At 49.8% G+C, this 26,605-nt stretch carries 20 protein-coding genes; 13 read left to right on the top strand and 7 right to left on the bottom strand.

All coding sequences use genetic code 11. From position 1 onward, the window contains the following. Positions 1–45: 45 nt before the first annotated feature. The 3 genes from ACN4EG_RS21535 to ACN4EG_RS21525 form a co-directional block, all read right to left on the bottom strand. Positions 46–885, bottom strand: coding sequence for a VOC family protein (locus ACN4EG_RS21535; protein ID WP_431632251.1), 840 nt, complete (start codon positions 883–885; stop codon positions 46–48). 100 nt (positions 886–985) lie between these two features. After that, on the bottom strand, positions 986–1,816 hold the full coding sequence (locus ACN4EG_RS21530) for an aquaporin (protein WP_431632250.1): 831 nt from the start codon (positions 1,814–1,816) through the stop codon (positions 986–988). Between the two features lie 8 nt (positions 1,817–1,824). Then, complete coding sequence (locus ACN4EG_RS21525) at positions 1,825–2,622, bottom strand: SDR family NAD(P)-dependent oxidoreductase (RefSeq protein WP_431632249.1); 798 nt, start codon at positions 2,620–2,622, stop codon at positions 1,825–1,827. A gap of 244 nt (positions 2,623–2,866) precedes the next feature. On the opposite strand from ACN4EG_RS21525, the gene ACN4EG_RS21520 reads away from it, so the two are divergent. The 3 genes from ACN4EG_RS21520 (at position 2,867) to ACN4EG_RS21510 (ending at position 6,574) form a co-directional block, all read left to right on the top strand. After that, a complete protein-coding gene (locus tag ACN4EG_RS21520) occupies positions 2,867–4,324 on the top strand; it encodes an NAD(P)/FAD-dependent oxidoreductase (protein ID WP_431632248.1) in 1,458 nt (485 codons plus the stop codon). Between the two features lie 129 nt (positions 4,325–4,453). Then, positions 4,454–4,969 carry a DoxX protein gene (locus tag ACN4EG_RS21515; protein ID WP_431632247.1) on the top strand — a complete coding sequence of 172 codons (516 nt, stop codon included), beginning with the start codon at positions 4,454–4,456 and terminating at the stop codon, positions 4,967–4,969. A gap of 33 nt (positions 4,970–5,002) precedes the next feature. Further along, a complete protein-coding gene (locus ACN4EG_RS21510) occupies positions 5,003–6,574 on the top strand; it encodes a GMC oxidoreductase (protein ID WP_431632246.1) in 1,572 nt (523 codons plus the stop codon). Between the two features lie 39 nt (positions 6,575–6,613). Here ACN4EG_RS21510 and ACN4EG_RS21505 read toward each other — a convergent pair whose 3' ends face one another. Continuing rightward, on the bottom strand, positions 6,614–8,215 hold the full coding sequence (locus ACN4EG_RS21505) for a hypothetical protein (protein ID WP_431632245.1): 1,602 nt from the start codon (positions 8,213–8,215) through the stop codon (positions 6,614–6,616). A gap of 318 nt (positions 8,216–8,533) precedes the next feature. On the opposite strand from ACN4EG_RS21505, the gene ACN4EG_RS21500 reads away from it, so the two are divergent. Continuing rightward, the gene (locus tag ACN4EG_RS21500) at positions 8,534–9,604 is read left to right on the top strand and encodes a glycosyltransferase family 2 protein (RefSeq protein WP_431632244.1); all 1,071 of its coding nucleotides are present in this window, start codon (positions 8,534–8,536) and stop codon (positions 9,602–9,604) included. Positions 9,605–9,717: 113 nt separating this feature from the next. Here ACN4EG_RS21500 and ACN4EG_RS21495 read toward each other — a convergent pair whose 3' ends face one another. From ACN4EG_RS21495 to ACN4EG_RS21485, 3 genes are all read right to left on the bottom strand, one after another. Next, positions 9,718–11,277: a GMC oxidoreductase gene (locus ACN4EG_RS21495; RefSeq protein WP_431632243.1), complete on the bottom strand. Its 1,560-nt coding sequence runs from the start codon at positions 11,275–11,277 to the stop codon at positions 9,718–9,720. Positions 11,278–11,533: 256 nt separating this feature from the next. Beyond that, positions 11,534–12,403 (bottom strand): SDR family oxidoreductase, encoded by an 870-nt coding sequence (locus ACN4EG_RS21490; protein WP_431632242.1) that lies wholly within the window; start codon positions 12,401–12,403, stop codon positions 11,534–11,536. Positions 12,404–12,937: 534 nt separating this feature from the next. After that, on the bottom strand, positions 12,938–14,824 hold the full coding sequence (locus tag ACN4EG_RS21485) for an ABC transporter ATP-binding protein (RefSeq protein WP_431632241.1): 1,887 nt from the start codon (positions 14,822–14,824) through the stop codon (positions 12,938–12,940). Between the two features lie 567 nt (positions 14,825–15,391). Here ACN4EG_RS21485 and ACN4EG_RS21480 point away from each other — a divergent pair. The 9 genes from ACN4EG_RS21480 to ACN4EG_RS21440 all read left to right on the top strand — a co-directional run bounded on the left by ACN4EG_RS21480 (position 15,392) and on the right by ACN4EG_RS21440 (position 26,526). Next, positions 15,392–15,685 carry an HU family DNA-binding protein gene (locus ACN4EG_RS21480; protein ID WP_431632240.1) on the top strand — a complete coding sequence of 98 codons (294 nt, stop codon included), beginning with the start codon at positions 15,392–15,394 and terminating at the stop codon, positions 15,683–15,685. A gap of 193 nt (positions 15,686–15,878) precedes the next feature. Beyond that, the gene (locus ACN4EG_RS21475) at positions 15,879–16,901 is read left to right on the top strand and encodes a sigma-70 family RNA polymerase sigma factor (RefSeq protein WP_431632239.1); all 1,023 of its coding nucleotides are present in this window, start codon (positions 15,879–15,881) and stop codon (positions 16,899–16,901) included. Positions 16,902–17,097: 196 nt separating this feature from the next. Beyond that, positions 17,098–17,559 (top strand): heavy metal-responsive transcriptional regulator, encoded by a 462-nt coding sequence (locus ACN4EG_RS21470; protein WP_431632238.1) that lies wholly within the window; start codon positions 17,098–17,100, stop codon positions 17,557–17,559. Between the two features lie 11 nt (positions 17,560–17,570). After that, complete coding sequence (locus tag ACN4EG_RS21465) at positions 17,571–19,826, top strand: heavy metal translocating P-type ATPase (protein ID WP_431632237.1); 2,256 nt, start codon at positions 17,571–17,573, stop codon at positions 19,824–19,826. An 11-nt stretch (positions 19,827–19,837) separates the two neighbouring features. Then, positions 19,838–20,113, top strand: a complete 276-nt coding sequence (locus ACN4EG_RS21460) for a hypothetical protein (protein ID WP_431632236.1) — start codon at positions 19,838–19,840, stop codon at positions 20,111–20,113. Positions 20,114–20,160: 47 nt separating this feature from the next. Further along, positions 20,161–21,912 carry a multicopper oxidase family protein gene (locus tag ACN4EG_RS21455; protein WP_431632235.1) on the top strand — a complete coding sequence of 584 codons (1,752 nt, stop codon included), beginning with the start codon at positions 20,161–20,163 and terminating at the stop codon, positions 21,910–21,912. Between the two features lie 87 nt (positions 21,913–21,999). Continuing rightward, positions 22,000–22,836, top strand: coding sequence for a molybdate ABC transporter substrate-binding protein (gene modA, locus ACN4EG_RS21450; protein ID WP_431632234.1), 837 nt, complete (start codon positions 22,000–22,002; stop codon positions 22,834–22,836). 54 nt (positions 22,837–22,890) lie between these two features. After that, positions 22,891–24,879 carry a molybdate ABC transporter permease subunit gene (gene modB / locus ACN4EG_RS21445; RefSeq protein ID WP_431632233.1) on the top strand — a complete coding sequence of 663 codons (1,989 nt, stop codon included), beginning with the start codon at positions 22,891–22,893 and terminating at the stop codon, positions 24,877–24,879. A gap of 825 nt (positions 24,880–25,704) precedes the next feature. Beyond that, positions 25,705–26,526: a 4Fe-4S binding protein gene (locus ACN4EG_RS21440; RefSeq protein WP_431632232.1), complete on the top strand. Its 822-nt coding sequence runs from the start codon at positions 25,705–25,707 to the stop codon at positions 26,524–26,526. The last annotated feature ends 79 nt before the right edge of the window (positions 26,527–26,605 follow it).

Raw genomic sequence — 26,605 nt, 5'->3', positions numbered from 1 at the left:
AGATTCAGCATGAGAAGGCTCTGGGCTACTGCTTCACATTATCCATTATTTCCCAACACGTCTAATCCCTAAAAATAGCTGCTGGGTAGGTTTCTGCCATTTTGGATCACCTTTTCCTGGTGGAAAGTAAATGATTTCTAAATTATGTCCATCGGGATCTTTAAAATAAAAGGCTCGAATACCTGCTGCAACTTTATTGGTATCGGGAATTCGTTGCGGTGCTGTAGAAGCATACTGCACTTTGAATTGGCGCAATCGTTGATAGGCTTGATCCATATCGCTTACCACGATCGCGATATGTTGAAACCAACGATCGTGACTCCGGGAATCAATGGGAATGGGACGGCCTTTGGGCGTGAGATATTCAGTTAACTCCAGGAACTCCTGTCCCAGTTGCAACTTGACCACTCGTAAACGCACCCCAAATATCCCTTGAAGCTGCTCATATTCCGGCCCCCAAACCTCCACATCCGATATTTTCTTAAAAGACAACACCTTCACGTAAAACTCAACCGATCGATCCATATCTGCAACCGTCATTCCCACTGAATCAACCGCATTGATTACGATCGCAGAATTTTGGGTGGTTTGAGTTAGCCGAACTGGGTTTACAGCAGTGGGAACAGGCAAGCGTTGATCGGATGGTTGTTCTAATCGTTGCCCCGATCGTTGATCTAATTGTTGAGTCGAGAATTGAGTCGAGGATTGCAGCAAGGACTGCAACTGTGGAACCTGGGAACTCGCGGGAAGTTGCGAGGTCACGATCGTCGTCATCAGAAAAATTGTCAGCCATCGCGATCGCTTCCCTAATCTCGATCTTTTTCTCGATCGCGGCTCGAATCGCTGTCCTAATCGGTTAAATCGTTGCATCAAAGACTGAGCCATCACAAAACCTCAACAACTGAATAGCATGAAGATCAATAGGAGGATGCCTGAGAAAACGAAACCAGCAATGACAAAAATCTGAGATTTCGATAAATTCCACTCACAAATTAGACAGTCGATCGCTCAAGAGAGTTGAATCATGGGGCATTCCAGTTTGCCGATAGTTACAGTAAAAAATACAGCGTTTGTTGTTGTGATGGTGAAGTTTCGCACAACGAATCGATCGCCGTCCTTTCCATTGAACGTAAACTTCTGAGGCGAGCAACATTCCGAATAATGGAGCAGTGAAATAAATCCAAATAGCCGTCCAATTTTGTGCCGAGATTGCCGAGGCTAAGGTACGCGCAGGATTCATACTCATCCCAGAAAGCGGAGCTTCTAGGGTGATATAAATTGCAATCAGAATTCCTGCGAATAACCCTGTAAAACGTGCAAGGTTAGGAAGATTAGACACCACTAGAATCAGCAACATAATTCCAAAGGAAATTGCTAACTCTGCTAAAAAAGCAATACCAGTTCCCTGCATTCCAGGAATCGTCACAACATAACTTACATTGGGGTGGGAGATCGTGGCTCCTAAGATTGTTGTAGCCAATATCATTCCCAGCCAGCCACCGAGAAATTGAGCCAGGATATAGAACAGCGCATCCGTTCGGTGAACTTTTCCCAAACGCAGAAAGGTTAAGGTCACAACAGGATTGATATGGGCTCCCGATTGCTTTCCCCAAGGCGAATAGATAATTGCGATCGCAGTCAATCCCATCGCCACCCCAATCAAAAATCGCCGTAAGGTAGGATCGCCGATCGTTTGATAAATCCAGGAGGCAGGATGTTCCAGTAATGCGGTAAATACACTCGCGGAAACCATGAAAATCCCCAGTCCCACAGCTTCCATCAAATATTCAGGGTAGTGACGGCGTAAACGATTCATGGCAAAAACTACTGCTCTTGATAATTCCAAAGAAGTCCACCATCCACCACAAACGTGCTCCCTGTAATGTAATCGGCCTCAGACGACGCTAAAAACGCCACTAGAGAGGCCACATCCTGGGGTTGTCCTAGCCGCGCTAGGGGAATGTTGTTCAGCAGGGCATTGAGCTTGTCGGGGTCATTGAGCAACTTGGTATTGATGGGAGTTTCGATCGCGCCCGGTGCCACATTGTTAATCGTAATGCCCAGCGGCCCTAGCTCCACCGCTAAATTACGCGTTAACATTTTCATGCCGCCTTTACTCACACAGTAGGCTGTGAAATTGGGAAACGGTAAATCTTCATGCACAGAACTAATATTAATGATTTTGCCAGGGCGTTGAGTTGCCCTCAGGTGCTGCACAAAAGCCTGAGTTGCAAAAAAGACGCCCTTCAAATTCACATTCAGCACTGTATCGTAATCTGCTTCCGTTACCTCCCAAAATGGAGCATGTTTTTCAATCCCCGCATTGTTAACTAAAATGTCAAGTTTACCAAAGTGACCAATGCTTTCAGTAATCAACTCGCGAACCATTGCGAGATTGCCTAAATCCGCTTGAATCGTCCGTCCTCGGGAATGGGGACACTCCGCCAAATAGCATTTACCCCCGATCGCTTTGACCTTTTCTAGGGTTTCCTCAGCGCCTTCGGGATGCGATCGATAGTTAATCACCACATCTGCTCCAGCCTGCGCAAGTTTGAGCACAATGCCCTGCCCAATCCCTTGACTACTTCCCGTCACCAGCGCAACTTTTCCTTCTAATGTCATATGAAACCTCTTAATTGCGGGTCAGTGCAGTTTTAAGTATCTGCTTCAAATTAGGTATAGAGAAATAAGCTGAATCTTGCCTGAGAAAGTCATAAACCTACCCTTGAGTCCTCAACGAAAGTCTCTCAGTTAATCCTTAGCTCGCCATCATGCAAACCTAGAGACAGACCGCAATACTATTAACAACTCAAACAGCCATCTTTTGTCTCAGTCTCACGATTCACATCCATTCCGAGCAGAACCTATGCAACCCACCTCACAAAAGATTCCACAAACAACTGCACCACCCCTTGCTGAGCCAACAATTATTTTGGGAGGAGGCTTTGTTGGGTTATTTACTGCTCTACATTTAAGTCAACAAAACTATCCCAATCCCATTCTGTTAATCGAGCCAAACGATCGCTTTAGCTTCAAACCTCTGCTGTATGAATTATTGAGTAGTGAATTACACAGCGAGCAGGTCTATCCCCGCTACCAGGAACTCCTCTCTGGCAGCCGGGTGCAACTTGTGCGGGATACCGTGACCACGATCGACCTCCAGCAAAAACAAATTACTGTCGCATCCGGCCAGCAGTATTCCTATGGGAACTTGGTCTTGGCATTAGGCAGCAAAACCACCTATTTCCATACCCCAGGAGCCGATCGTCACACCTTTCCTCTCACCAACGGAGCCGAAGCGATCGCCCTACGCAAACACCTCCGAACCCGCCTCCATCAAGCCTTACAGCTCAAAACATGCGCAGAACGACGCAACTTATTAACCGTCGCGATCGTCGGGGCAGGGCCTGCGGGAATTGAACTCGCCTGCACCTTGGCGGATTTACTCCCCATTTGGTATGACGAGTTAGGCGGGGATAGCCACGAAATTCGCATCGTTTTAGTCAATCGCAGCCGAGAGTTACTCAAAGGAGACATTAATAGTCAACTGCGCTGTACCGTGCAAAGAGCCTTAAAACAACGGCAAGTCGAGTTTCTCTTTGATGCAGCCGTTAGCGAAATTCAATTCGATCGTATTCACTACCAACAACATCAACAAGCCCACACATTAAACGCCAGAACCATTGTCTGGACTGCGGGAACCGCGCCCAATCCCCTCCTAATGCCCTTACCCATTGCCGCAGAAAACCGTGATCCGCGCGGACGCTTAGTCGTCACCCCTATGTTGCAACTCCCCGAATTTCCCGAAGTCTTTGCCGCTGGAGATTGCGCCATCACCCCCGACAACCCGCAACCACCCACCGCCCAAGTCGCCTACCAGCAGGGACAGGCGATCGCGCAAAACCTCAAACTACAAGCGGAAGGTAAACCCCTCATTCCTGTTCAAGTCTATCTGCGGGGAACCCTGATGAAACTGGGCTTAAACGAGGGCGTCGCCAATCTGTTCAACAAAGTGCAAATTAAAGGTCAACCCGGTCATCTAATGCGACAGGCCACCTACTTACGACTCCTACCCACCCCAGCCCACAACACCCGCATTACCACCGAATGGCTCACCGACGAGCTATTGCAACGCCATCGCCCCTTTACGCCAGCGCAACTGGGACAAACTCCATTTCTGCAAGGCATGGCCGCGATCGCTGCCAGCCTCATCCTAGCCACCCCCCTTGCTTGGCGGGCCGCCCAACCCCAGCAATTTCAGCAATCTCTCCACTGGTCTGGCATTCCCACCCTGCTCGATCGTTGGGTGACTGCCAAACGCTGACATGTATCGCTGACATATATTACTGAAATAATCACTGAAATACACTAAAGCCATCACGAATCAAAACAGATTACCCACAACTTAACGTACCTTCAGCTTAATCATTGAGAAACACAAGGAGCATTAGTCATGAATTACTTATTTAATCTCCGTGCTGCCGTGATCGCAAATCGGATTATCCTCGGAGTTTTCTTCTTTTTCTCAGGGATTGCCAATTACCTCAATTTTGCAATTCCCAATGGTTTTTACCAAACCGTACTCACCCAAAAGCTCCAAATCATCGGCCCTAACATTCCACCGGGATGGGAAGGTATTGGCCCCCTACCTGCATTGATCGCAGTGCCCTATGGCTGGTTGCTCCCCTTGGCAGAAATCGTCCTCGGCGTATTATTTGCCCTCAATTATTGGGTTCGTTGGACGGGCTTGTTACTCATCCTGATGACCTTTAGTATCATTCTTGCCTTTGGCATTATCCCCGCTGGCAGTCTCGTCCCTAACGCCGCAGAAAGCTTCAACAAAAACATTTTATTCATGACGCTAATTTGGGTTTGCATCGCCTACGAAGCCCATGAACAAAAAATGAGCCGCCGCCGTGCCCGATCGATCGAAGAATCTAACCTGATGACCTCGAATCATGACATGTAATTTGTAATCTAGCCATTTCTCCTTGCAATTCCTATGGCACCTTCTTCTGCAATCAACCACCACTACGACTTGATCATTATCGGCAGCGGGGCAGGCGGTGGCACCCTGGCCTATCGGTTAGCGCCCACGGGTAAAAAAATTCTCATCCTGGAACGAGGACCATTCCTCCCCCGCGAGAAAGCCAACTGGGACACCGTGCAAGTGGTTCAGAAAGACCGCTATCACACCCCAGAAGTTTGGTACGACAACAACGGCCAAGCCATCCATCCGGGGGTCGGCTACTTCGTGGGAGGCAATACCAAAGTCTACGGCGGAGCGCTCTTTCGGTGGCGGGAACAGGATTTTAATCAAGTCATTCACCAAGGCGGAATCTCGCCGGAATGGCCATTGAAATATGCTGATTTTGAACCCTACTACACCCAAGCCGAGCAACTCTATCAAGTCCATGGCCAACGGGGCAGCGATCCAACGGAACCCCCTGCCAGCACCGAATATCCCCATCCCGCCATCAGCCACGAACCCCGCATCCAAGAAATCCATGATTCGTTGATCGATCGAGGATTGAATCCGTTCTATCTGCCCCTCGCCATTAAACTCAATGAAGTCGATCGACGACTCAGTGCCTGCATTCGTTGTAACACCTGTGATGGTTTCCCTTGCTTGGTGGATGCCAAAGCCGATGCGGATGTAGCCTGTATCCGCCCCGCAGAACAGTATCCCAATGTCACTTTACTCACCGAGGCACGAGTTCACAAGTTACACACTAGCCCTTCAGGTCGCGAAGTCACCGCCGTTGAAACAGAATGGAATGGAGAAACCTATCTCTTTTCTGGGTCGATCGTCGTTGTTGCCTGTGGTGCGATTAACTCCGCTGCCCTGCTGCTCAAGTCGGCCAATGACAAGCATCCCAACGGACTCGCCAATCGCTCTGACCAAGTTGGACGCAACTTTATGAAGCATCAGAATGGTGCAATTATCGGCGTCACAACGAAATCCAATTTAACAGCCTTTCAGAAAACACTGGCTATCAATGATTTCTATTGGGGTGATGAAGATTTTGATTATCCCATGGGTCATGTACAGTTATTAGGTAAAGTGAATGCTGACATGATCGCCCAGGAATCCCCGTCGATTCTAGGTCTATCTTTCCGAGAACATCACACCTTTGAAACGATCGCGACCCATTCCGTCGATTGGTGGTTAACGGCTGAAGACTTACCCGATCCCAACAATCGCATCACCCTTCGAGACGATTCTATTCAGTTAAATTACACCGAAAACAACACAGAAGCCTACGATCGCTTACTCGATCGCTGGATTAAAACCTTAAAAAGTATTGGCTGCGGTGAGCAAATTATCTCTGCCAGTTTCTACTTCCGGAAAAAGCTCCCGTTGCAAGGCGTAGCCCACCAATGCGGCACCTGTCGCTTTGGCGAAGATCCCAGCACGTCTGTCCTAGACCTCCATTGCCGCACCCACGATGTAGACAATCTCTACGTGGTAGATGGTAGTTTCTTCCGTTCCAGCGCTGCGGTTAATCCCACCCTGACCATTATTGCCAATGCATTACGAGTGGGAGATCACCTGATTGAACAACTGGGATAAACTTACATCTTGGCCTTTTAAGTCTGGTAGATCGATCGCCTAATACTTTAATTTTTGAGCGGCCCGCAACTCTTTTCCAAGCAACTTCCATAGGCGCTTACGTTGCTCCGGCGTAATCGGACGGCTACCCTTAATCCAATGGGTCACCATCGATCGATCCATCTTCAATTGCGTCGCCAAATATGCCTTACTCCACCCCTTCAACGTCAGCGCCACATCCAACGTTTGTCCAGAAATTCCCCCCGGAATCCGAGTTGCATACAGCCCACTTTTAGAACGAATTAAGACCGATGCTTTCCGACGATCGTCCGTAGACTGACCATAGTCACCAGTCCCGTCCCCTTCCTTAGCATTCTTCGTAACCACAATTCGCGTCGGACGAATCATGAGCCGTGCATCCAACCAAGTTTCAAACCACTGCGAAATACTGTCGGATTGCCCCACTCTCTCTGCCCCACTCTCTTCCCCACTTACACTCCAACTAGGTCGCAAGGAAACTGGATAGGTCACGGGATCAAAGCCAATTTCCCATCCTAAATTTTTTAAAGACAACAGTGCATTATTCCATCGCACAAACAATCGGGTTCGCGTTTCTTCAGTTTTGTAAAACCCAGTCAAAGATTTCGGATCTTCCACCTGTTCTAACAAATCCTGCACTCGATAATGCCCCGTCACATACAACTGCCCAATCACCGAAATAAAAATCGCTAACCGAGCCGCCAACCGCTTGCGATTCGGATTAATTTGCAGGATACCTTTTGCCCAATTGCCATACTGCTGGAGGGCTTGAATCCCTCGGGACAAATCCGCCGCCCCCAACGTCTCTACCCAATTTCCAGGCCGCAGCCGAACCATCAATTCATCCGGTACCCCCGGACGGTAGGCTGTATTCACGATCGCGTCGCTATCCTCCCCATTTCTACTTTCTCCCCCAGATCCACGCAAGTCCCGACTCTCTCCCAGTGGCAGCAACTTACCGCTGTAACTCAGTTCCTCCAGAAGCCACATGGGATAGTTCACCCACCGAAACAATCCCTGGCTCTCGTCCAAATAACTGACCATCACTGACAAACTGCATAAAACTTGCAGCATCTCTTCCAATTTTTTTAACTTTTGCAGCAGTGTTAAGTCCGATTGCTTCTCTCCCACAGCAAAGTCTAGTAAATCCGTGCCCTTAAGGCTCAGCAGACTCCGCCAAGGCCGATCGGCTTCCGAAGCCTGCGCTACCAGAAACAGAAACACATAGGCTGATTCAATCCCCAAACGTTGCAAAATCTCCCAAGCCGCCCGCCCAGGAATGAGATGGATCTGCTGCCGATCGGGCTGCTGAACCACAATTTCCTGTTCAATCAAGCTTTCCTGGAACACCGCCGTTAACGGTATTGGATTGGCGTCTTTCGCCAACTCCTGTTGCTGCTGCATAGCAGGCGCATCTAGGGGGGCTGGGGCTGGTAGATCCGATCGATCCCCCGTTTGGCATGGCTGTTCCTGCCGCTGTTGCGTTAACTCCATTGCCGTGTCCCGATAGCGACGGGGATCCCCCTCTGCCAGAGGCCGCTCCGCAGATTTACGACTGTAGAGCTTTTGCAGAGCTTCTTGCCAGCTTGGGTTCTCGTTTGAAGGGGGCAATGGCGCAGTCACAGGCAATCCTTACCAATCATCGGCACCGGGAATTATAGCGCTTTCATTTTAGCGTTCCTAACGGAATCCTGGAAAATCCATGGCGGAGGCTTGATTTCTTCCGTCGTAGGATAGATAACGGAGGGGGTGTTATGCCAGTATCGTCGGAAGGGGGTGGGTGGGGAAAGGGTAAGAGAGTGGGAGAGTGGGAGGGTAAGAGAGTGGGAGGGTGGGAGAGTAAGAGAGTGGGAGAGTGGGAGAGTGGGAGAGTGGGTGTTTGCATTGCTCGATGGGTTGATCAATTAATTGGGGATAGTTGTGTCTCTGTTAGCTATGACGATGTTGACTAACTTGCGATTTGGAATTGTTGCGATCGGTCGTAATGAAGGGGATCGACTTAAGCGCTGTCTCCAATCCGCCCAAATCCAGATGCGTGCGATCGCTGGAATTTCTGACGATCTCGTTGATGAGATGTCTACTGTTCCCTATCCCATTATTTATGTAGATTCGGGATCGACGGATGATAGTGTTAACTTTGCACGATCGATTGGCATCCACGTTGTTAATCTTGATCTGTCCATCCCATTCACCGCAGCCCGTGCCCGGAATGCAGGTGCAGACCAGTTATTTGAACAATATCCTGATCTCGATTTTGTGCAGTTTATTGATGGGGATTGTGAGTTTATCGACGGCTGGTTTGAAAGTGCGATCGCTAGTTTTGATAGCACTCCTGACATCGTTGTTGTTTGTGGTCGGCTCCACGAACGCTTTCCCGATCGCTCCCGCTATAACGCACTGTGTGATTTGGAATGGAACACTGCTGTGGGTGAAACGAAGGAATGTGGCGGCATCGCCATGATGCGGCGATCGGCCTTCCAACAAGCAACCGGATTCAAACCCAATCTGATCGCCGGAGAAGAGCCAGAACTCTGCGTGCGGCTGCGGCGTCAGGGGGGCAAAATTATGCGGATTGCGGCGGATATGGCATGGCATGATGCCAATATGACGAGGTTTAGCCAGTGGTGGCGGCGATCGCTGCGATCGGGTTATGCCTATGCAGAAGGGGCTTGGCTCCACGGCAAATCCCCAGAACGACATTGGGTCAAAGAAACCCGCAGCATTTGGCTCTGGGGCTTGATTTTTCCAGTCCTAGCCCTCATTCTCGTCCCTTTTACCCTCGGGTTGAGTCTCTTGGGTTTAATCGCCCTCTACGGACTTCAAGGCTATCGCATCTACCAATACTGTCGTAGACAGCGATCGATGACACCGTCCCAAGCAAAGCTCTATGCGTTTTTCTGCATCCTAGTCAAATTCCCCCAAGCCCTCGGACAATTGCAATTCCATCAATTGCGGTTACAGGGAAAACGTCGTGGCATTATCGAGTACAAACAAGTAAAGTCCCAACAGTAAGAATTGGAAAGACTTTCCCGTGCAAAAATCCGATAGAATCGCTTAGGGATTTGCGAAAGAAATAATATCCCCTCTTCATTCCCCTACCCTCCTACCCTTTTACGCTCCTACCCCTACCCAATTGAGATTTTATTTACACGCTGTTCCCCAACCCCCAACCGCTGCTTCAAATGCTCCGCCACCCGCAGCGCATTGGCAATAATCGTCAGCGAAGGATTCACCGCCGCACTCGACGGGAAAAAACTCGCATCCACCACATACAAATTATCCACCCCATGGCTCCGACAATCCCGATTCAGCACACTGCTCTCCGGATCATCCCCAAACCGACAAGTCCCCACCTGGTGATTCAAAATCTTAAACGGCACCGTCACATCCAAAATTAGCGGAAACCCAATCTCCCGCAAAATAGCCTTAAACCGACTCTTCAACTGCTTGTGGGCCTTCACATTATTTGGTTTATAGCGCACCTGAATCTGACCTGATCGATCGACCCAAACCCGATTATCCCCGTCTGGTAAATCCTCACTCTGCACCCACCAATCGATCGAATGTTTCGCCATCCATTCCAACAATCCCTGCGGCAACAGCTTTGGCAGATCTGGCCGCATCATTTCCCAACTGTGCTTCCCCATCAAATGCACATGGCCCAAGGGATAGGGAATCTCCGCCGTCCCCCGATAAAAATCATTAATCCCCAACGTCTTCTGAAACACCGTTGGATTTTCCGCCGTGGAGATCGCGTATAACTTACTCAAATTGTGACGCATAAAATTACGCCCCACCAGCCCCGATCGATTGCCTAAGCCATTGGGATGCTCATCACTCGCCGATTGCAACAACAACGCCGCCGAATTCACCGCCCCACAGGACACCACCACAATATCCCCCGAGAACGTCTCCCGCACCGTCTCCCCCGCAGCCTCCCGCGACACTTCCACCCCAGTTACCTGCGTTCCCGTCGCATTCGTCCGCAACCGCTCCACCTTCGCCCCTTCCAGTAGCATCACATTGTCATAGCGCAAGGCAGGCTCCACACAACAGGTCTGCGCATCCGCCTTCTGATTAATCTTGCAGGGATACCCATCACAAGTCCCGCACAAAATACAAGTCTTAGCCGCTTCCGGCTGATAATCGATCGCCATCGGCAACGGAAACGGCTTCAGCCCCTTCTCCCGTAACTGCTGGGCCACCTCGGCAATACGATCGGCATGGGGCAACGCTGGAGCTGGATAATCCACTGAAGCAGGCGGTTCCGTCGGATCAACACCCCGCTGACCATGAACCTTATACAACCGTTCCGCCTGGGTGTAATAGGGTTCCAACGCCTCATAATTCAAACACCATTCCGGAGAAACCCCATCGGAATGCAACACCATCTCAAAATCTTCCGGACGCATCCGAAACAGCGCCCCACCGTAGACCTTTGTATTTCCCCCCACCCGATGGTACAGCGCCGGTTCCACCGTTTCCCGTGGCAATTTCATCCACGATTCCGACGTTTGATATTTCCCGTCTATATAAATTTCCTTAGGATTCCAATTACTGGCCTCATTGGGAATCCGAGAACCCCGATCGAGCAACAAAATCCGCTTACCCGTCGGTGCCAAAGCATAGGCCAATGTTCCACCACCCGCACCCGTCCCAATAATAATAACGTCGTAGTGATTCATAACTATGTTAGTGCCGGTGATTACGTTAGCGATAAGATTCTCGTTGTTAAGAGGAGAGTTATATTGAATTAATTAGTAATTGCAGAGTGGGTTGATCCCCCTAAATCCCCCTTAAAAAGGGGGACTTTGAAACTATTATTCTTTTGGTTCCCCCTTTTAAAGGGAGCCAGGGAGATCGGCTCGGTTCCCCCTTTTTTAAGGGGGGTTAGGGGGGATCTCCAATTCCCCCCTTTTTAAGGGGGGCCAGGGGGGATCTCTAACTAGACAACTGCCCACCCGTCACATCCAGCAACGCACCCGTCACAAAGCTACTATCACTGCACGCTAGGAAAACATAGGCAGGTGCCAGTTCCTCTGGTTGTCCAGCGCGCTTCAGGGAATTATCCGAATCAAAATTCTCCACCATATCCGCAGGCATCGTCCCCGGAATATTCGGCGTCCACACCGGGCCAGGAACCACCGCATTTACCCGAATCTTCTGCGTCGCCAAATTCTGCGCCAGCGCCTTGGTAAACGCATGAACCGCGCCCTTACTGGTCGAATAATCAATCAAAAACTCTTTACCCGTCTTCCCGAGAATGCTACCCGTATTAATAATCGCATCCTCCTCATGCAAGTAAGGAACCGCCGCCTTCGCCATATAGAAATAACCAAACACATTGGTTTCCATCGTGCGTTGGAACTGCTCGTTACTCACCTCCATGAAATCTTCTTGGTACATTTGATACGCTGCATTATTCACCAAAATATTCAGTTGACCAAATTCGCTAATCGTTCGATCGACCGCCACCTGACAAGCATTGGGATCCCGTACATCGACCTTCAACGGTAAACATTGTCCTCCATGGGCTTCCACCATCTTTTGCGTATCCTGGGCATCCCCTTCATTCACGTTATAGACGATCGCCACATTCGCCCCTTCCATAGCATAGGCGATCGCCACTGCCCGACCAATTCCCGAATCACCGCCCGTAATCAGCGCTACCTTGCCTTCTAATTTCCCCGCCGGTTTGTAATTAGAAAGATCAGAATCCGGCTGGGGATCCATATCGCGTTGGCTGGCGGGATAGTCCAACTGTAGGGGCTTCATATCCTGAGGTTCGGGCCGAAATTCTTGAGTTTGCATGGCTTTAATGAAAATAAAACAACAGTTCAGACAACTAAATATGAGTCAAAAAAATTAAATTTACAATTAAGCACCTAGTGTTTAAGCAATACTTAATTGATTCGTTAGTGCAATAGATTTGATCCCCCCTAGCCCCCCTTAAAAAAGGGGGAACCGAGCCGATTCCCCTAGCCCACACACTATGCGCCGCTGACGCTAATAAACAAGGAGAATGGAAAATAACTCTCTCAAAGTCCCCCTTTTAAAGGGGGATTTAGGGGGATCAAATCTATCGCAACTACCAATTAATCAAGTACTACAAGCATTCAATTAAAAACGTTATTAAGACTCATTACACTTTATTATTCAGGACACTTCGGTAAACACCATCTTCATTTCGGCCCACCTCTCGTTACACTTTTGGCATAAATCCCCATAAAAAAACTCACCTGCGCGAGTCTAGAAAAGAAAGCGAATTGCCCTCTTGCTCCCTCGCCCATTCTGGAAGAGGGTTGGGGTGAGGGCAAGACGCGATCGCGCAAATTCCTAGCAACCTTACAAATAACTACTCGCCTGCCGACTAAACATCGTGTAATACCGATCGCCCAAAGCCATCAACTCATCATGGGTGCCCATCTCCACAATTTCCCCATGCTCCATCACCACAATGCGATCGGCCATCTTCGCCAGTGCCAAGCGGTGACTGACCACGATCGCCATGCGGTCACGGGCGATCGCCTGAAAAATCGAGTAAATTTCATGCTCATTCTTCGGATCGAGGGCCGCCGTCGGTTCATCAAACACCAACAACTCCGCCTGGGACAACCGCAACAACGATCGCGCGATCGCCAACCGCTGCCACTGCCCCCCCGACAGATCAACCCCATGCTCCAATTCCCGACCCAGCGGCGTCTCTAATCCTTTTTCCAATTCCTTCACCACTTGGTCAATGCCCGCATCCTGCAACACGGTCTGGAGGGCATGATCCTCCTGTAACTTTGGCAGAAAGCCCCAGCCCACATTCTCCCGCAGCGTCGCTGGAAACCTAGCATAGTCCTGCATCACCACCGCAATCCGCGATCGCAACTCATGCAAATCCACCTGGCGAATGTCTTGCCCATGCCAACGGATCTCACCCTCCGTCGGGTCATACAAGCGGCAGAGCAGCTTCGCTAACGTCGTCTTACCCGCGCCATTTTCCCCCACCAAGGCCACCATTTCCCCCGGTCTGACAGTCAGGTTCAGCCGCCGCAAAATCGGCTTCTCAGTGCCGGAATAGGCAAAGGAAAGATTGCGCAGTTGAATACCCCGATCGCTCGATCGAGCATCCTCCACCGCCACCATGGGCTGATCGCCACTGTGCAAAGCTGGCTGCAAATCAAATAACTGGAAAATGGGACTTGTGGCCAACGTCACATCATAAATATTGCCAATATTGCTGATCAGAATATAGACACTACGGCGTAGTTGCATCAGAATCCCCGTGTACAGCGCCAAATCCCCCAGGGTATAGCGCCCCTGGATCACCCCCACCACAATATAAAGATAGGGAATCGCCCCGGCCAAGCCCCCCACCATCGCCCAGAGCATCACCGCGATCGCCCCTTCCTGGCGCACCTGCTGCATCCTGCCAAACAGGTCGTTAAACTGCCACTGCCAGCGATCGAGCATGATCCCCTGCAAGGAAAACAACCGCAGTTCCTTGGCGTAGGATCCCCCGCTCAGCATTTTGTTATAAATATTCATTTCCCGGTTCGCGCCCGCCTGGGTTTCTTCGACGCGCCAACTTTTTTTGTGGTGTTTGAGTTCCACAAAGGTAGAGGGAATCGAAGACGCCAACAGCAGCAACGGCACCCACCAAGCCACCGCAAACGACAGCGCCACCGACGGCAGAAAGGCAAACGTGCCCCGCAGCGTCCCCGCCACAATAAAGGACAGTTGTTGCAGCCGTTGAATGCCCTTCTGGGTCAGTTCCAAGACATTCAGTAGCGGAGGCGACTCGAAGAGCGCGATATCGTGGAAATTAGCAACTTTCTGCAACACCTGACTTTCCACATAGCCCCGCACCCGATCGCGCAGGGCCGCATAGACCGAAGTTGCCACCGAATCCACCGAATCCACCACCAAGTTCAGCCCAATGCTGCCCACGATCGCCCAAAGTAACGTCGATTGGCTTAATAGCAGCGTAATGGGGTCTTGTCCTACGTCTTGTCCTACACCTTGCCCAACAAGCCGACTGGTTTCATCAATAACAATTTTTCCCAGCCAAAAAGAAATAGACGGCCCCATTCCCAGGAGCAGGTTCAAGCCCGCCATGCTGCGCAATTCCTTCGGAGCCGCTTGGAACACCAGCCATAGACTACGCCGCAGGGCTTCCATGGGCTGCAGGGTTCGTAACTCGGGGGTGAGAGGCTTTTCTGATTCAACGATCGAGGTAGTCATAGGCATTTAAATATTAAGGGGGAGAGGGGAAAGGGGGAAAAATTTGGAGGAGAGGAGATGGGGACTGAGCAATCCGTCAATAGCCCCATCAATAGCCCCGTCAGCAACTCCGTCAATAGCCCCGGAACCAAAGCAAAATTCCAGCAAAATTATTTGTCCGGATGATTGCTCTACCAAATTGTAATCAAGATCGCCTATTTCGTGTTTCAAGATGTAGTATTTTATATTTCAAGGATCTGACTGGGAAATATGACTAAATCCTAAAAATAGCTAAGAAATAAGCTGAAATACCTATACACACTGTCTTTAGGTAATCTTGAATTCTTTTTACAGGACGATCGGTGATTCTCAAAATCCCTCAAACCCTTACCCAGAGAAACTTTCAGGGATTTTGAATTCTACTTTTCGGATCCGGGTCGATCGGGCCCAATGGCTGTCATCCGCTCCCCTCGCCCCTTCCATCCGTTAAAAAAATCAATTTTTTAACTTAAAATTTGCGATCGTTGCCATAGTTGCGACTATAATCGCCTAGAAATCCACATACATCTAGCATTCGAGCGGATTCCTATGAACAAAGGTGAACTCATCGACGCAGTAGCAGAACAAGCTTCTGTAACTAAAAAAGAAGCAGACGCAGTCATCAGCGCCATGATCGAAACAGTCATGGATGCGGTTGCAAATGGTGACAAAGTAACTTTGGTTGGTTTTGGCACTTTCGAACCTCGCGAACGCCAAGCCCGTGAAGGCCGGAACCCCCAAACTGGGAAGTCCATCACCATCCCTGCAACCACCGTACCTGCTTTTTCTGCAGGCAAGGCATTCAAGGAAAAGGTGGCTAGTGCTGCAGAGAGCAAGAAATAAGCAGCCTCGGTAACGACAGACAGGGGGGGCATTGACTTCCCCTTCTTCATCTTCAGTTGCACCCCGTCTTCACAAGTTCCTCAAGTTTTTTCAAGACACTAATATCACAGCCTACAGAGAAATTCTCTGTTCCAGCATTGTCTGGCGGAACTGCCGTTGGCCTAGCCCTGTTTGCAGTCTTTGGGAAAGTGATATGACTAGTGACTTGGTGCGTGATTATCTGAAAGCGATCGGCAAAACCCCCCTGCTAACCTCAGCAGATGAGCAATCCCTCGCCTGTCAAATCCAACATATGTTGAGCGTTGCTGCGATTCCTGCTTCAGAAAGAACTCCTGAACAGCGGCAACAGATCAGACAAGGGGAATTGGCAAGGCAAAGAATGATTCAAGCCAATTTGCGACTCGTGGTCAGCATTGCCAAGCGCTATGTGAATCGCGGCGTCGATATTATGGACTTAATTCAAGAAGGCAGTTTAGGTCTCTCCCGCGCCACTGAGAAATTTGATCCCGATCGCGGTTATAAGTTTTCTACCTATGCTTACTGGTGGATTCGCCAAGCCATTACCCGTGCGATCGCTGAGCAATCCCGAGCCATTCGCCTCCCCATTCATGTGACTGAACGGCTGAACCAACTGAAAAAAGTTCAGCGACAACTGACCCAGACCCTTGGTCGTCATCCCCGCCGCAGTGAACTAGCCCTGGCTTTGGAAATGGATCAGGCGCAGTTAGAAGAGTTGATGACCCAAACCCGCAAGACCACATCCCTCGATCGCTTGGTGGGCGATGATGAGACGCCGCTGTCGGAAATGATTGCCGACAATCATTTGGGGCCAGAGGATCTAGTTGAGTGTGACTTAATCAGCCAGGAAGTCCATACTTTAATGAACTGCTTAACTACCCAGGAAAAATTTGCCATCAGTGCTAAGTATGGCTTGGAAACGGGAGATACTAGCAGTCGCAAAGTGATTGGACAACTGCTCGGTGGCATCAGTGAACAACGGGTGCGACAAATTGAAAAAACAGGAATGCGAAAGCTAAGAAGCGCTGCAATCAAGCAACACACGCTTCAGCAACACACTGTCCAGCAACAGACCGTTCAGCAACCCTCCCCAACATCCAATTACTCCACTTCCTCCCATCCTTCTCCCCTGCTGCGGTATTCTGCTACTAGCCATTCCCGCCGATCGCTTTCCCTACCCATTTCACAAGCGAGTTAATCCACGATCTGCCTCATCGACTGCCTAATAAATGCCCAATTGACTGCCTAATGAATTTGCTGAATGAATTACCGATCGTCGGTTGAGATCCCCACAGATGATCCTGCCCGACGATCTATTTTTTGTTCTGATCAGGCTTGACTCTCTAGTGGGCTGGAGTATTTATACTGAAGACTCAATCAAAGGAGCGATCGTGATGCGCATTCCCCCAATCACTCTGCTCAAAATTGGTGAAGTCGCAATCCAGAGCGGAGTACCCGTCAAAACCATTCGCTATTACGAAGAGCTGGGATTACTGAAATCTGCTGATCGTACAGAAGGCAAGTTTCGGCTATTCCATCCCAACATTATTGCGCGTTTAGCCTTTATCAAACGCTTGCAATCCTTGGGGTTAAGCCTTCAGGAAGTGCGAGAGTGTTTATCGGTTTACGATCGCGGGGAATTACCCTGTCACGATATTAAAACCAAATTGGAACAGCATGTCGCGGATCTGGATCGCCGTATGACCGAATTGGCTAACCTGCGCCAGGAACTGGTTCAGATTTTGGCAGACTGGTCGATCGCTCCCCAGCCGGAACCCGGCATCATTTGTCCCAATCTGGATACTTCCCTAGATTCTTCCACCGCTCCCCAGTCTTCAGACCCCTTTACTCCCTAAAGAAATACGCCATGGAAACCCTTCAGTTACGGTTGGGCGGCATGAGTTGCGCAGGGTGCGCCAATGCGATCGAACAGGCGATTAAACAAGTGGCGGGCGTTGCGGATTGCGCTGTCAATTTTGGTATTGAGCAAGCCCAAGTCATCTATGATCCCCAGCAGACCAACCCCACCCAAATTCAGCAAACGGTTCAGGAAATCGGCTACCAAGCTACACCGGTAGTATCTGCGGTGCAGGATTTGGATATCGATCGCAAAACCCGCCAAGCAGAGCAGCGATCGCTCCAACGCAAGGTTACGATCGGTGGCATTCTAAGTGCATTACTGGTTATCGGAACCCTATCCCATGTTGGCATACAACTTCCCAACCTGTTATCAGGATTAGCCAATCCTTGGGTGCAGTTAGCCATTACCACCCCGATCGAATTTTGGGTAGGACGATCCTTCCATCGCGGTGCTTGGGCTGCCTTTCGCCATCGCCGCGCCGATATGAATACGCTGATTTCCCTAGGAACCTTAATCGCCTACAGCTATTCCCTCTGGGTGACGATCCTGCCTAGTTATTTCCAAGCCCAAGGACTCCCCGCCGAGGTCTACTACGAAGCGTCCGGTATGATTATTACCCTCACCTTACTGGGGCGCTGGCTAGAGAACCGGGCCAAGGGTGAAACGTCGGAAGCGATTCGGCAATTAATTGGATTGCAGGCTAAAACAGCGCGGGTCATTCGTAATCAACGGGAAATCGATATCCCGATCGACGCTGTGATGATGGATGAAATTATTGTAGTCAGACCAGGCGAAAAAATTCCCGTAGACGGCATTGTGATTGCTGGAACCTCTACGATCGATGAATCGATGATTACTGGAGAAAGCATTCCCGTGAGTAAGCAAATCGGGGATGAAGTCATCGGAGCGACGATCAACCAAACGGGCAGTTTTCAATTTCGTGCTACTCGCATTGGTGAATCCACCACCTTGGCCCAAATTATTCAGCTCGTTCAGCAAGCCCAAGGCTCCAAAGCCGCCATTCAAAAGCTGGCCGATCGGGTAACGGGCTGGTTTGTCCCCGGTGTCATTGCGATCGCGCTTTTGACCTTTATCCTTTGGTACAACTGGATGGGCAATGTGACCCTGGCACTATTAACCATGGTCAGTGTGTTAATTATTGCCTGTCCCTGTGCCTTAGGTTTAGCGACACCCACATCGGTTACTGTCGGCATCGGTCAAGGGGCGAAGCATGGCATCTTGATTAAAAATGCCGATAGCTTGGAACTGGCCCACAAAGTTCAAACCATTGTTCTCGATAAAACCGGAACTATTACCCAAGGCAAACCGGAAGTTACAGATTTTGTTACGCGATCGGAGTTACTGAAATCCGATACTTTATTGCCTGCTGAAATTTTACCGTTGATCGGCGCACTGGAACGCCAATCCGAACATCCCTTAGCTGCCGCGATCGTTCACTATGCTGAACAAGCGGCTCAGATAACGACTTGGCCGACGGTGGAACAATTTGCAGCCATTCCCGGTTCTGGTGTCCAGGGAATCATTGCTGGACAGTTGCTTCAAGTGGGTACCCAGCGCTGGCTAGAACGTTTAGCGATGGATACCACGATCGTTCAAACTGAGGTCGATCGCTGGGAAACCCAAGGTAAAACCGTTAGCTTAATTGCTATCAATGGTGAAATCCAAGGCGCGATCGCCGTTGCCGATACCCTCAAGCCTACCTCCGCCGAAGCCATTCAGACCCTCCAGCGCATGGGTTTGGAAGTCGTTATGCTGACAGGGGATAACCGCCGCACTGCCGAAGCGATCGCCCAATCGATCGGCATCCAGCGGGTCTTGGCTGAGGTGCGACCGGATCAAAAGGCTGCGACGATTCAGCATCTGCAAGCCGAAGGAAAACGAGTTGCTATGGTGGGAGATGGCATTAACGATGCCCCTGCCCTGGCTCAAGCGGACGTGGGGATTGCCATTGGCACTGGAACGGATATTGCCATTGCCACCGCTGAGATTATTCTCATTTCCGGTGATCTCCGTAGCATTCCCACTACCATTCGTCTTAGTAGGGCTACGATGAAAAACATTCGTCAAAACCTATTATTTGCCTTTGGCTATAACGTGGCGGGTATTCCGATCGCCGCTGGTATTCTGTTTCCCATTTTTGGTTGGTTGCTCAGTCCCATCATTGCAGGAGCAGCCATGGCTTTGAGTTCCATTTCCGTCGTGACCAATGCTCTCCGTCTCCGTCGTTTTCGCCTTTCCTAAGGAGCTAAACTATGCAATTCTTTCCCCGCACATTTGGACATGCTCGATCGCGCCGCTGGATGCAATCCATCGGTTTAATGGGCCTGATTCTGGTTCTGACGATCGGATTTCCGACCCTAGCGCAGGATATGCATTCCCCATCCGCTAATCCTGCCGCAAAACCTGAATTTCAAGCGATCGATCAACCCTTGAGCCATCGAGCCATTGTCACGATCGGAGGAATCACCCTCATTGGTATGGAACTCTGGTGGTTTTTAGGAACGACCCGGTCTCGATCAAGTGACTGATTGATGAATTAATTCACTGATTGATTAATTAACCCATGGTGCTTCCTATGTTGATTTCAAGACCCATTTCACGGCGTCGGTTTATCCTCACAACGGGTGGATTAACCCTAGGCGGTGGATTACACCAACTGTTAACAAGTTGTGCTCAGACTGTCTCTCGTTCCTCTCCCCCTTCCTCTGCCAATCTGCTTTCTAGCATTCGTATTCCTGATGTAGAAATTGACCTCAAAGCTGTTATCGATAGCGTTAAAATTCTTCCAGGACAATCTACTCAAGTCTGGACTTACCAAGCTAGATTGGTAAAAGGTGATGCCGCAAGTTTACAGGTTCTGCCCAATAGTTACCTGGGCCCCACGATCCGAGTTCACCAGGGCCAACGGGTGAGGATTCACTTTGACAATGCGTTACCGGGAAATCAGCCCAGTATTATCCATTGGCATGGGTTAATTGTACCGGAGGCGATGGATGGTCATCCCCAGCAGGCGATCGCCCCAGGAGAACGCTACACCTACGAATTCGACGTGGTGAATCCAGCGGGCAGCAACTGGTTCCACGCCCATCCCCACCAACTCACTGGCGAGCAGGTCTACCGAGGCTTAGCAGGGCTTTTTCTGGTGGCTGATGATGAGGAATCCAAGCTCAACCTGCCCACCGGAGACTATGACCTGCCGATCGTGCTGCAAGATCGGAGCTTCGATCGGCAAAATCAATTGCTTTATCTGGGATTCCAGAATCGGGCCCAGCAGGGTAGGGCAGGGATACCTGGAATGATGCCTGGAATGGGGCCAATGATGAATCGTGGCAGAAATCCCAATGCGGGTATGGGTGGCATGATGGGTCATATGATGGGATTCCTGGGGGATAAAATTCTGGTTAATGGCCATTGGAATGAACCGTTGAATGTTGCCACTAGAATTTATCGGCTGCGGGTCTTCAATGCCTCCAATGCCCGGATTTATAAACTTGCGTGGAGTCATGGTGAACCCCTGACCGCGATCGCCACCGATGGTCATTTGCTGCCCAAACCGATTCAACGGCCTTATGTCCTGCTGGCTCCGGGAGAACGGGTAGATCTCTGGGCGGATTTTAGTAAGCTCAAAGTCGGAACAGAGGTCTTTCTCAATAGCTTAGAGTTTTCCGGTGCGGAAACCTTTGGAATGGGGGGCATGATGCAAGGAGTGCAGGGAATCAATGGAAATGTCCCTGGAATGGGTGCAGCAATGACATTACTCAAAATTAGGGTCGATCGTCAGGAAAAAGAATCACTCACGTTACCTAACATTCTGACCCAAGCTCCGCGATTACAACCCTCTGAGGCTGTGAATGTCAATAATCCTCGTCAGATCAAGATTAATAGTTCTGGAATGCAGTGGTTACTCAACAATAAAACTTTTGAAATGGATACAGTCGCAGAAGATGAGATCGTTAAACTGAATACGATCGAGCAATGGATGATCATCAATACAGCCAATATGAATCTTAATCGTAGTCCCAATCAGCAGCAGTTTAGGATGAATGCTATGGGAATGGCGCATAGTATGGCCCATCCGATTCATATCCATGGCGTCCAGTTTCAGGTCATCGATCGGCAAGTCCTACCCGATGGGCAAGCTGCTTGGCAAACGGTTAAAGCAGGGTATATCGACGATGGTTGGAAAGATACGGTCATGGTCATGCCGGGAGAACAGGTGAAACTATTAATGAAGTTTGTCCACTACAGCGGTCGATCGATGTATCACTGCCATAACTTAGAACACGAAGATGGTGGCATGATGCGCAATTACCAGATCACCACCTAAATTAATAGAATGATAAATGATCCCATCTTAGCTACATTAGTACTACATTGAGTACTGAGAACATTTAGAAGCAAGAGGGGATCGACAATGGGTATGCGGCTTATCTTTAAACAGCGGATCGCGGTCTTTCTAGGATTGGCCGTTGCCCTAGGGATCATCATGACAGCTTGTTCCCGTGGTGTTTCCCCGAATACCGCGTCACAATCCCCTTCTCCCTCCTCCCAACCTACGATCGAACTCACGGTGTCCGCCGCTGCTAGTCTCACGGATGCCCTCCAGCAGATTGCACCGCTGTATCAAAAATCCACCCCAACGGCAACAGTGCGCTATAACTTTGCCAGTTCCGGCGCTTTGCAACGGCAGATTGAACAAGGTGCACCCGTGGATGTTTTCATTGCAGCCGCAGCGAAGCCGTTAAATCAGCTAGAAGCAAAAAACTTACTCGTTCCTGGGACAAAGCGCAACTTGCTGAAGAATCGCATGGTGTTAATTGTTCCAGCCAATCAATCTGGCATTAGCACGCTACAAAATTTGACCAATGACGCGGTTAAACGGATTGCGATCGGGGATCCTGCTAGCGTGCCCGCAGGCCAATATGCTCAGCAAGTCCTCGAGAAACAGGGCCTTTGGGAGACATTGCAGGCGAAATACGTCCTGGCGAATAATGTGCGGCAAGTGCTGCAATTTGTGGAATCTGGGAATGTCCAAGCGGGGCTGGTGTATCTGACGGATGCGAAGACGAGCAACCAAGTGAAAGTGGTCGAAACGATCGCCGATAATTTACACGATCCGATCGTCTACCCGATCTCCGTCATCAAAAGCAGCAAGCACCCGGAAGCCGCGACCGATTTCGTCAACTTTCTTGCCAGTCCACCGGCCCAAAGCGTTTTTACCCAATCTGGATTTGAGATAGCGCCCCGTTAGGGATAGGTGCATAGGTTCGATCGTAGTTCCCGGTTTTTTATTTCCTATCCCTCCATGCAGTCAAGTGAATTTGATCTGTCTCCTCTATGGATTTCTCTTAAAGTTTCCAGCGTTGCCACATTCGTTACTTTTTTATTAGGGATAACCGTTGCCTACCGATTAGTTCACTATCGTGGTCAATGGCGTTCTTTTTTAGATGGGTTCTTCATTTCGCCGTTGATTTTGCCGCCGACAGTTGTGGGGTTCATTTTGCTGCAACTGTTTGGGCAACAAGGCCCGATCGGGCAGCTTCTCCGTGCACTCCATACAGAGATTATTTTTACCTGGTATGCCGCCGCGATCGCTGCAACTGTGGTGACCTTTCCCCTGATGTATCGCACCGCCCTAGGGGCCTTCGAGCAGATTGATGGGCACCTGCTGCAAGCCGCACGAACCCTAGGCGCGTCAGAGGGCGAAATTTTCTGGCGGATTAGTTTACCCCTTGCCCTTCCTGGCATTCTGGCAGGGGCGACCTTGGCCTTTGCGCGGGGGCTGGGGGAATTTGGTGCAACCTTGATGCTAGCGGGGAATATTCCCGGTGTCACGACAACGATTCCCCTAGCGATTTACCATGCTGTGGAAGCGGGAGAAACTCGACAAGCTTGGCTTTGGTCAGGTGTCATCTTATCTATTTCCCTCTCTGCGATCGCGTTTATCAATCTTTGGTCATTTTCCTGCAGATCTCAACAACTCATTAAACGATCGTTCCAGCGTCGATCGGGATTTTCTGTTCAGAAATTCTTTTCATTGTTCCAGCGATTAATCGTTCTATCGCCTAAACACTTCTTCAATCAATCCCATCTACCCTTCCAACTTCGATCGCCAGCAGCATTTCCAAAATCTTCCAGTCAAGAATGGACGCGATCGTCGAGGCAACCGTGTCATGATCCGTTGAGCCGTTCTGGACTCTGGGTTGATCTGTCCAAACAGTTGCCAGAATTTACGCTCCAAGTCAAATTCTTTGCGAATAACCAGCCCTTGGGCATCCTAGGGGCATCAGGATCGGGCAAAAGTATGCTGCTGCGCTGTCTTGCGGGCACAGAAATCCCCACGGAAGGACAAATTCTGTTAAACGGGCGGACTTTGTTCGATTCCCAACGGGGCATTCAGGTTCCCAGCCAAGCGCGACGCATTGGTATTATTTTTCAGAACTATGCCCTGTTTCCCCATCTGACGGTGGCGCAAAATATTGCCTTTGGCCTGCCGAAATCCCTAGCCAAGTCGGCCCTTCGGCAAGAAGTCACCCATTATCTCAGCCGCATGGGATTAACGGGATTGGGCGATCGCTATCCCCATCAACTGTCCGGCGGCCAACAGCAGCGCGTCGCCCTTGCCCGTGCCCTCGCCAGCCAACCGGAAGTGTTACTGCTGGATGAGCCTTTTTCTGCTCTGGATACCCATCTCCGTAGCCAACTGGAACGGGAACTGATCTCAATTCTCAGCGATTACTCTGGCATTGCTTTATTCGTTACCCACAATATGGAAGAGGTTTACCGCGTTGCTGACAATTTACTTGTGCTGGAACAGGGTCAAGCGATCGCCCATGGGCCGAAGCAGGACATTTTTGAACATCCCCATCGCACCAGCATTGCCCGACTGACGGGGTGCAAAAACTTTTCTCGGGCCATTCCAACTGGTGACCAGCAAGTCGAGGCGATCGATTGGGGCTGTTATTTAACTGTGGTGGAACCCATTCCATACCGCCTCAGCGCGATAGCCATCCGCGCCCACCAAATCACCTTTGTGCCAGCGGCCAGCGATCCCTCTTCCACGAGTCCACCCAGCCCCCCTAGGTCAAATACGTTTGCTTGCTGGCTAGCGGCCACCAGCGAAACGCCTCACCGCATAACGCTCTATCTCAAACTGCACCAACCACCTGCCCATGGCGAGGATTATCATCTCCAGGCAGAAGTATTTAAAGACCGATGGGAACAGCTAAAAGACCAACCCTTCCCCTGGAATGTGCATCTCAATCCCCTGCGGTTAAATGTGCTGGAGGATTAGAACGGCCTTGAATCCGATGCAAGGGAGATCGGGATCATCATCGATCGCGATCCATATTGATTGAAAGAGAACGTTATTAGAAGCTGCACAATTAAAATAAACCTTATTCGAGAAAATTAAATAAATATAGAATTGCTTAGTAGGAACAAATACGCAGTCCAATTCTGATTAGAACTATAAACAGCAAAACCGAGTCGATCGTCCGAGTTGGTTGTACGAGATGATTACATAAACTGATGGCGTCGGCTGATGGCGTCGGCTGATTATACAAGTCAGCTTTGTCGATCGGCAGGAGTTTCCTAACCCCCCAGTTCAAATCGGTTTGGGTAAGTACGGTTTTGTTACGTATGGTTTTGTTAAGGTATACCAAATTGATGGATCAATCCTACAGATCCGATCCCCCCAGCCCTCCTCCCCTGCGGGAAGCAAGGCTACAAAAGGAGAGAATTCAGTTAAATTCTTTCAAAATCTCCCTTGATAAGGGGGATTCGGGGGGATCATTATGGGTTGCAATCACAAGTTGATTTGGTATTACGAAGGTCTTGTCTAGGCAATGGCACACTTTGTCCAGTGACCATGCCTAATTTCAGTCGGTCTAATTTCAGTCGGTCTAATTTCAGTCGGTCTAATTTCAGGGGCTGAGACTCCTGTCCTCCATGGGATTTCATCTGAGTACTCAGCCGTCGTGCTTCAGGCAGTCGTGTTTCAGGCAGCCATGCTCCAGGCAGCCGCGCTCCAGTGAATTTTTGGAGCCATGTTTCCTCGGATTCGACTTGTAATTCGCAATGTAATGCTTGCTTATTGTCTCTTTCGCTCTCTCAAGCTATGCCTTACACAATTAACAATCATTGTACTCAATGTGGTATTTGCGCCCCTGAATGTCCAACGGGAGCGATTCAAACAAAAGATCAAGATTATTGGATTGACCCTGCGCTCTGTAATAATTGTGCAACGGTCGCCGGAGGGCCTCAATGTGTCGCCCATTGCCCGATCGAAACACCTCCATCCCCCTTGCAGGTCAAGAAAGGACGATGGAAAGAGAGTGATCACACATCCACGAGTCCTGATTTATTTCTCAATGGCAAGACGAATTCCTTTGCGTCAGCGATCGTGGTTTGGGAAGGGTGTAATTTGTTAGCACAACGACAATCTTTGCCTTGGCAACAGGATGATGCGGGAGCGTTTTATTACGAACGACAGGTTAAGCAAGGGCGAGGGCGATTGCGTTTTTGGTTGCGAGAAGAAGCACTCAGTCTATCCGCCCCAGGCTCACCTCCGTCGCCGCCTTGCAGCGCTGGTTTACATCCGCCCGCTGCTCAGCCAATAAATACTCAGCCCACAAGTGCTAAACCCACAAGTGCTAAACCCACAAGTGCTAAACCCACAAGTGCCCATACCAGTACAGCCCAGCCAGATCCCGAGCCTACTCAATCTCCGACAGTCAACTTCGACGCCTTAGACATTCGGTCAGCCTGTTTGCATTTGATTTATGCTGCCCATGCGTTTGCATTAGATCATCCTTGGGAACAGACCTTTGTGATTAGAGATCGGCAGATTGAACAGTATTTAGGATTAGACAAGCGTCGAGATTTAACAATACTCCGGACAAAATTAAGCGGCGATGATGCCGTGTTCACAGAGGGTTGAGTAGTTGGGATGTGATTTAATCGAAGTCGGGTCAAGCTCTAACTTGTGAATAAATTGATTGAGAAGGTATTCATTGAAG

The sequence above is a fragment of the Alkalinema pantanalense CENA528 genome, assembly GCF_050753345.1.
Lineage (GTDB): Bacteria > Cyanobacteriota > Cyanobacteriia > Leptolyngbyales > Leptolyngbyaceae > Alkalinema > Alkalinema pantanalense.
The sequence above is the reverse complement of the archived record's forward strand: the minus strand, read 5'-3'. Positions and strand labels throughout refer to the sequence as shown.

Coding starts and splice junctions, on each gene's coding strand:
- ACN4EG_RS21530 (WP_431632250.1), bottom strand. CDS start 1,816: ATGAATCGTTTACGCCGTCACTACCCTGAATATTTGATGGAAGCTGTG.
- ACN4EG_RS21485 (WP_431632241.1), bottom strand. CDS start 14,824: ATGACTACCTCGATCGTTGAATCAGAAAAGCCTCTCACCCCCGAGTTA.
- modB (WP_431632233.1), top strand. CDS start 22,891: ATGCAGTCAAGTGAATTTGATCTGTCTCCTCTATGGATTTCTCTTAAA.
- ACN4EG_RS21465 (WP_431632237.1), top strand. CDS start 17,571: ATGGAAACCCTTCAGTTACGGTTGGGCGGCATGAGTTGCGCAGGGTGC.
- ACN4EG_RS21525 (WP_431632249.1), bottom strand. CDS start 2,622: ATGACATTAGAAGGAAAAGTTGCGCTGGTGACGGGAAGTAGTCAAGGG.
- ACN4EG_RS21500 (WP_431632244.1), top strand. CDS start 8,534: ATGTTGACTAACTTGCGATTTGGAATTGTTGCGATCGGTCGTAATGAA.
- ACN4EG_RS21490 (WP_431632242.1), bottom strand. CDS start 12,403: ATGCAAACTCAAGAATTTCGGCCCGAACCTCAGGATATGAAGCCCCTA.
- ACN4EG_RS21475 (WP_431632239.1), top strand. CDS start 15,879: ATGACTAGTGACTTGGTGCGTGATTATCTGAAAGCGATCGGCAAAACC.
- ACN4EG_RS21510 (WP_431632246.1), top strand. CDS start 5,003: ATGGCACCTTCTTCTGCAATCAACCACCACTACGACTTGATCATTATC.
- ACN4EG_RS21480 (WP_431632240.1), top strand. CDS start 15,392: ATGAACAAAGGTGAACTCATCGACGCAGTAGCAGAACAAGCTTCTGTA.
- ACN4EG_RS21495 (WP_431632243.1), bottom strand. CDS start 11,277: ATGAATCACTACGACGTTATTATTATTGGGACGGGTGCGGGTGGTGGA.
- ACN4EG_RS21460 (WP_431632236.1), top strand. CDS start 19,838: ATGCAATTCTTTCCCCGCACATTTGGACATGCTCGATCGCGCCGCTGG.
- ACN4EG_RS21520 (WP_431632248.1), top strand. CDS start 2,867: ATGCAACCCACCTCACAAAAGATTCCACAAACAACTGCACCACCCCTT.
- ACN4EG_RS21515 (WP_431632247.1), top strand. CDS start 4,454: ATGAATTACTTATTTAATCTCCGTGCTGCCGTGATCGCAAATCGGATT.
- ACN4EG_RS21455 (WP_431632235.1), top strand. CDS start 20,161: ATGTTGATTTCAAGACCCATTTCACGGCGTCGGTTTATCCTCACAACG.
- ACN4EG_RS21535 (WP_431632251.1), bottom strand. CDS start 885: ATGGCTCAGTCTTTGATGCAACGATTTAACCGATTAGGACAGCGATTC.
- ACN4EG_RS21440 (WP_431632232.1), top strand. CDS start 25,705: ATGCCTTACACAATTAACAATCATTGTACTCAATGTGGTATTTGCGCC.
- modA (WP_431632234.1), top strand. CDS start 22,000: ATGGGTATGCGGCTTATCTTTAAACAGCGGATCGCGGTCTTTCTAGGA.
- ACN4EG_RS21470 (WP_431632238.1), top strand. CDS start 17,098: ATGCGCATTCCCCCAATCACTCTGCTCAAAATTGGTGAAGTCGCAATC.